General features: G+C 69.5%; 8 protein-coding genes. 7 read left to right on the top strand and 1 reads right to left on the bottom strand.

Features of this window, described 5'->3' with window-relative positions; genetic code table 11:
• Positions 1 to 999 (bottom strand): PucR family transcriptional regulator (locus tag ACFVJQ_RS16150; protein WP_385784313.1); only part of this gene is annotated, 999 nt, incomplete at its 3' end.
• A gap of 93 nt (positions 1,000 to 1,092) precedes the next feature.
• Between ACFVJQ_RS16150 and ACFVJQ_RS16145 the strand changes: the two genes are divergently transcribed.
• From ACFVJQ_RS16145 to pstA, 7 genes are all read left to right on the top strand, one after another.
• Positions 1,093 to 1,371: a hypothetical protein gene (locus tag ACFVJQ_RS16145; protein ID WP_385784310.1), complete on the top strand. Its 279-nt coding sequence runs from the start codon at positions 1,093 to 1,095 to the stop codon at positions 1,369 to 1,371.
• 108 nt (positions 1,372 to 1,479) lie between these two features.
• Positions 1,480 to 1,965: a hypothetical protein gene (locus ACFVJQ_RS16140; RefSeq protein ID WP_385513067.1), complete on the top strand. Its 486-nt coding sequence runs from the start codon at positions 1,480 to 1,482 to the stop codon at positions 1,963 to 1,965.
• Between the two features lie 161 nt (positions 1,966 to 2,126).
• Complete coding sequence (locus ACFVJQ_RS16135; protein ID WP_385784307.1) at positions 2,127 to 2,846, top strand: Crp/Fnr family transcriptional regulator; 720 nt, start codon at positions 2,127 to 2,129, stop codon at positions 2,844 to 2,846.
• Positions 2,847 to 2,990: 144 nt separating this feature from the next.
• A complete protein-coding gene (locus tag ACFVJQ_RS16130) occupies positions 2,991 to 3,416 on the top strand; it encodes a redoxin domain-containing protein (RefSeq protein WP_385784304.1) in 426 nt (141 codons plus the stop codon).
• Positions 3,417 to 3,497: 81 nt separating this feature from the next.
• Positions 3,498 to 4,469, top strand: coding sequence for a PstS family phosphate ABC transporter substrate-binding protein (locus ACFVJQ_RS16125; protein ID WP_385513070.1), 972 nt, complete (start codon positions 3,498 to 3,500; stop codon positions 4,467 to 4,469).
• The gene (gene pstC, locus ACFVJQ_RS16120) at positions 4,466 to 5,386 is read left to right on the top strand and encodes a phosphate ABC transporter permease subunit PstC (RefSeq protein WP_385513071.1); all 921 of its coding nucleotides are present in this window, start codon (positions 4,466 to 4,468) and stop codon (positions 5,384 to 5,386) included. Before ACFVJQ_RS16125 ends, pstC begins: the two co-directional genes overlap by 4 nt.
• Positions 5,386 to 6,297, top strand: coding sequence for a phosphate ABC transporter permease PstA (gene pstA / locus ACFVJQ_RS16115; protein WP_385513072.1), 912 nt, complete (start codon positions 5,386 to 5,388; stop codon positions 6,295 to 6,297). Before pstC ends, pstA begins: the two co-directional genes overlap by 1 nt.
• Positions 6,298 to 6,321 lie beyond the last annotated feature (24 nt).

Here is a 6,321-nt window from a genome sequence, read left to right as displayed (position 1 = left end):
GTCAACGTCTTCTGGGCTCTGATCCGTGACCGGCGGTGCTACCAAGCCACGCCTCCTCCGGCCCCTCATGCCGCTTGACTTCCAGATTGGGAAGCGGGCTGCCTCGGCGGCCACGCAGCCGGAGTCGAAGTAGGCGGTGAGGGTGTCCAACAGGACCTCCGCGCCGCCGCGGGCGGTGGTGAGCGGTCCGAGGGTGCCCTGGACGAGGTCGGCCATGGCCTGGCGGTCGCGGGTGAGGACGGGATAGACGAGCAGGTCGGCGGCGAGCAGGACGGGATCGTCGAGGTCGAGGCGCTCGGCGAGTTCCAGGGCGTTGAGGGCCTCCTCGTAGGAGTGGACGACACCGCCGGGGCCGGGCCGGGGGCGGCCGACGGCGACCCGGCCGCCGTCGGTGGCGACATGCGCCTGCTTGGCAAAGGAGGAGAGCACTTGGTCCTGGTCGCCGGGCGCGATGCACACCAGGCGGCCGTCCTTGGTGGTGAGCAGGATGTCACGGTCGCCGAAGCGGGCGATGAGGGCCTGTTCCACCTGGCGGGTGACCGGATCGCCCTCGTCGTACGGTGCCGGCCCCTGAGCGACGGCGACGGCGTGGGCGTGGGACAGACGCAGGCCGAAACGTTCGGCACGTTCGGCGAGGCGGCCGAGGTCGCTGCGGCCGTACAGGAGGTCGTCGATGAACTCCCGGCGGGCGGCCTCCTCCTGGCGTACGGCGAGGCGTTGCGCGCGTTCGTAACCCTCGGCGAAGGCGTCGACGGCCTGCTGCACGGCGGCGAGCGTGCTGTCGGCGGAGCTTGGGCCACTCGGCCAGGCGGCGCGGGTCGCTGCCAGGTGCGCGCCGACCAGGGCACGCAGTCCGAATCCGGAGTCGGCGGCCCGTTCGCCCAGGGCGCGGCGGGACTCGATCTCGTCGCGGGTCAGACGGCGGCCGGTGGCCGAGACGTCGGCCAGCAGCTGGGCATAGCCGTCGAGATAGTCCTCGGGTATCGCGGATTCCGCCATCTGCCCCCGCTTTCCTGGTGCCCGTTGATGCCTTCTTGACGGCGTCGGGCGTGCAGACCCTAGTGAACATTGCCGGGAACCGGCAATGCGCTGATGAACCGTGCCGCTGCACCATGGGCGGCGGGGAGCACGGCGGACGGCTCCGGTGCCGGCCTGCGTGTGGCGGCCACGGAACGCCATGACCAGGCAATGCTGCGCATGATCGACCAGATCGAGGCGCGGTTGCACCTGCTGCGGATCACCGCTCCGGCGCGCCTCGCCGACGCGGGCGTGGATCTGGGCGCCGCGCCGGCCGTCCTGAGCGCGGCGCGGGCCGCCGTAGCGGACGGATCGCTCGGCTGTGCCCTGCTGACGGCGGTGAAGTTCCCCTGACCGATCGATCCCCGTTTACGTAAGCGCCCTCACATACCTGCCCCCTCCACGAGTCGTAGCGTCAAAGACGCCAAGACGCATCACCGCATGTGAGAGGGGCGCTCAGCCATGACAACCACCTTGCGGGTATCCCCGAGCACGGCCGCCATCCCGGTCCATGCGGTGTGGGGTGCTGCGGCCGGGCTGGTCGGCGGGATCGGGATGGGCATCTGGATGTCGGTGTCCCGCCCGATGATGGACACCGCGATGATCACGATGGTCGCCGGGCTGCTCGGCTCCACCAACGCCTTCGTCGGCTGGCTGGTCCACTTGGCCATCGCGCTCTTCGCCGGGGTCACGTTCGGCGTGCTGCTCGGCGAGTTCGCCCAGCGCCTGGCGCCGGCCGTGGTCCTCGGCCTGGTCTACGGCGCGGTGTGGTGGGTCCTCGGTGCGCTGTGGATCATGCCCGCGAACATGGGCATGCCCGTCTTCGAGTGGAACGACGTGTCCTCCTCCAGCCTCGGCGCCCACCTCGTCTTCGGGCTGCTCGCCGGACTGACGTTCGCCGCCATCGCCGGGGCGACGGACAGGCGCACCGGCCCGGCCCGAGGATGAGCCGCGTACCACCACCCGCGTCGACACCCGGCCCGGGCACGCCGCCATCGGGGGGCACGGTGCCCTACTGTCTGGCCAACAGCGCGAATGCGCTGGCCAGCCCGGCCTGGGGCGCCGCGCCCCCGCCCTGGGCCCCGGGACGACGCGAGGAGATGCACACCATGACCGACGCCGCATCGGACGCCGACGCAGCCGAGCGGACCTGGTGCCTGGCCGAGGTCGACATCTTCTGCGACCTGTCCGAGCAGGAGATGGAGGCCATCGCTACGGCGGCGCCGATGAAGACGTACAACGCGGGGGAGATCCTTTACTCGCCGGCCCAGCCGTCCGAGGTGCTGTTCATCCTCAAGCGGGGACGGGTGCGCGTCTTCCGGGTTTCCGCCGACGGCCGGGCGCTGACCACCGCGATCATCTCCCCGGGCACCATCTTCGGTGAGATGGTCCTGCTCGGGCAGCACATGTACGGCAACTACGCCGAAGCCCTCGACGACTCCGTCGTCTGCGTGATGAGCCGGGCCGATGTGCACCGGCTGCTGCTGACCGACGCCCGCATCGCCGCCCGTATCACCGCGATCCTCGGACGCCGTCTCGCCGACCTCGAGCAACGCCTGTCCGACAGCGTGTTCAAGACCGTCGCACAGCGCGTCGCCACCACCCTCACCACCCTCACCACGGCCCAGCCCCCCGCGAGTCCCCTGCGGCCCGTCGGACGCCACCCCCAGATCGCCCTCACTCACGAACAGCTCGCCGCACTCGCCGGCACCTCCCGGGAAACGTGCACCAAGGTGCTGCGCGACTACGCCGAGCGTGGCCTGCTGCGCCTCGGCCGGGGCCGCATCACGGTCCTCGACACCGAGCGCCTCAAGGACGCGGCGGGCTGACGTCACCGAATCGTAAGGACCGGGTGCGGATCCGACGGCGGCTCCGGTTCAGTCGGCGAGGGGGCGGCTTCCCCGGCGAAGGCGTCGTCCGCCCAATCGTCCGCCGACTCGGACGGGAGCCGTACGCAGGCGGCGGGGAACGAGGTGCCCGAGGCCCTGCAGTTCACCGCCACCACGGTGGACGGCAAGCCCTTCGACGCCAAGGCCCTCGCGGGCAAGCCGGCCGTGCTGTGGTTCTGGGCGCCCTGGTGCCCCACGTGCCGCGGGCAGGCGGCCGAGACGGCCAAGGTCGCTGCCGACTACGAGGGCAAGGCGAACGTGGTCGGTGTCGCGGGCCCGGACAAGAACGCCGCCATGCGCGACTTCGTCGCCGACACGGGGACCGGCACCTTCCCCCACCTGTCCGACGAGGCCGGGGAGGTGTGGGCAGCGGTTCGAGATCACCGAGCAGAGCCACTGTGTGATTCTCGACAAGACCGGCGCGACCGTCTACGAGGGCGTACTGCCCGGCGGCAAGGGTCTGGCCGGCTCGCCTCGCATGCGCTGGAAGTTCATATAGGCGATATTTGATCTAAATGTCCAAAACGGAGCATATTGCGCGCCTCGTTACACGGGCCGGGAAACCAGGCGGACACGAGGATCGAGAATCACGTGAGCATTCGTTCGTTGCGCCGTGCCGCGGCTCCGCCGGCTCTGGCGGCGGCCGTGGTGGTGGCTGCCGGTGCGTGCGGCGGTTCCGATGCGGGCTCCGACAGCGGCGGCACGCGGCTGTCCGGCACCATCAGGGTGGATGGATCCAGCACGGTGGCCCCGCTGTCCACGGCGGCGGCCCAGCTCTTCCAGACGGAGAACCCCGGAGTCAGGGTCACGATCGGCACGTCGGGTACCGGTGGCGGCTTCGAGAAGTTCTGCGCCGGCGAGACCGACATCTCCGACGCCTCGCGCCCCATCGACGACGACGAGAAGGCGGCCTGCGAGAAGAACGGCGTCAGGTTCGAGGAGTTCCAGATCGCCAACGACGGCCTGTCCGTCGTGGTCAACAAGGACAACGACTGGGCGGAATGCCTGACCGTCGAGCAGTTGAGGAAGATCTGGGAGCCCGGCTCCAAGGTGAACAACTGGAACCAGGTCGACCCGAAGTTCCCCGACCAGAAGCTCGAACTCTTCGGCGCGGGCACCGACTCGGGCACCTTCGACTACTTCACCGAGGCCGTCAACGGCGAGGAGGGCGCCTCCCGCACCGACTACTCGCCCAGCGAGGACGACAACGTCACCGTGCAGGGCGTCGCCGGCTCCAAGGGCGGCCTGGGGTACTTCGGACTGTCGTACTACGAGGAGAACAGGGACGAGCTGAAGGTGCTGAAGATCGACGGCGGTGGCGGCTGCGTCGAGCCGACCAGACAGACGGTGCAGAACAACACGTACACGCCCCTGTCGCGGCCGCTGTTCATCTACCCCAAGGCGTCCTCGCTGCAGAAGCCGGAGGTCCTGGCCTTCGTCGAGTTCTACGTCGAGCACAACGCCGAGATCGCCGAGAGCGCCCTCTTCGTCCCGCTCAACTCCCAGCAGGAGGCGGAGCTGCGCAGGGACCTCGACGCGCTCAAGGCGCAGCAGGGCTCATGAGTCCGGGCCCCGGTTTCCTGAAGCGGTCCCGGCCGCGCTACGGCGAGGGGGCCATCAAGGTGCTCCTGGTGGCCGCCGCGCTGGTGTCGGTGCTGACCACCGTCGGTATCGTCATCGCGCTGATCCCGCCGGCCGTCGACTTCTTCCGCGAGGTCGGCTTCGGTGAGTTCATCACCGGCACCGACTGGTCGCCGCTGTTCAGTCCGCCGCACTTCGGCGTCCTGCCGCTGGTCACGGGCACATTGATGGTCACCCTCATCGCGCTGGTGGTCGCCGTGCCGCTGGGGCTCGGCGCTGCGGTGTATCTGAGCGAGTACGCCCACCGCAGGGTCCGTGCGTTCTTCAAGCCGATGCTGGAGGTGCTCGCGGGCATCCCCACCGTCGTCTACGGCTTCTTCGCACTGACCGCGATCACGCCGCTGCTGCAGGACATCTGGCCCGCCGGGAACCCGCCGCAGGTCTTCAACGCCCTGTCGGCGGGCTTCGTCATGGGCATCATGATCATCCCGACGGTCGCCTCGCTCGCCGAGGACTCGATGAACGCGGTGCCCAACGACCTGCGCGACGGCGCCTACGCACTCGGCTCCTCACGGATGCAGGTGGCGACGCGGGTCGTCTTCCCGGCCGCGCTGTCCGGCATCGTCGCCGCCATCGTGCTCGGTATCTCCCGGGCGATCGGCGAGACGATGATCGTGGCCATCGCGGCCGGTGGCCGTCCGAACCTGTCCTTCAATCCGCTGGAGGGCATGCAGACGATGACCGCGTTCATCGCCGCGGCCGGGATCGGCGATCTGCCGACCGGGTCCATCGGCTATCGGACGATCTTCGCGGTGGGCCTGCTGCTGTTCGTGATGACCCTGGTGATGAACCTGGTCAGCATCCGTCTGGTTCGCAAGTACCGGGAGGTGTACGAGTAATGGGCTCCGACGTCCTGGACAAGGGTGCCGCCACCGGTATGCCGGAGGCGCCTCGGCTCAAGGGGCGCGGCACCCCGTGGCGCGAGCGGTTCTTCCAGCTCAGCCTGTGGGCGTCGCTGGCCGTCGGGGTGGTCTTCCTCGTCTGGCTGCTGGTGTATGTGGTGGTCGAGGGCTGGCCGCGGCTGGACTCACGGATCTGGTCGAACTTCCCCGACATCATCGACCCGACCAACGCCGGCGCCCAGTCGGCGATCATGGGCACGATCTGGGTGATCGCCTTCACCGCGCTGTACTGCCTGCCGACCGGGGTCCTCGCCTCCATCTATCTCGAGGAGTACGCGGACCCGAACCGCTGGTGGAACCGTGCCATCGAGATCAACATCCAGAACCTGGCGGCCGTACCGTCGATCGTCTACGGCATCCTCGGGCTCGGCATCATCTCCCGCGGGCTCGGCTTCGGCCAGACCGTGCTGACCGCCTCCCTCACCCTGTCGCTGCTGGTCCTGCCGACCGTGATCATCGCCTCCCGGGAGGCGATCCGCGCCGTGCCGCAGTCCATCCGTGAGGCGTCCCTCGCGCTGGGCGCCACCCAGTGGCAGACCATCTGGCGGCAGATCCTCCCGGCGGCCGTGCCCGGCATGGCGACCGGCTCGATCCTCGCCCTGTCCCGGGCGATCGGCGAGGCCGCCCCGCTGCTGCTGCTCGGCGGGCTGACCTTCATCACCTTCAACCCCACTGGTGTCGAGAGCCCGTTCACGGTGCTGCCGATCCAGATCTTCAACTGGATCAGCCAGTCCCGCGCCGAGTTCACCGCGCTCGCCTCGGCCGCCATCGTCGTACTCCTGGTCATCCTGCTGGCCATGAACTCGCTGGCGATCTGGCTCCGCAACCACTACGTCCGTCGCTGGTGACGGACACCGTCCCGGCCCCACCGC

The sequence above is a fragment of the Streptomyces sp. NPDC127197 genome (assembly GCF_042672405.1).
Classification (GTDB): Bacteria; Actinomycetota; Actinomycetes; order Streptomycetales; family Streptomycetaceae; genus Streptomyces; species Streptomyces flavusporus.
Note: the sequence above shows the minus strand (reverse complement) of the source record. Positions and strands in the feature narration are given on the sequence as shown.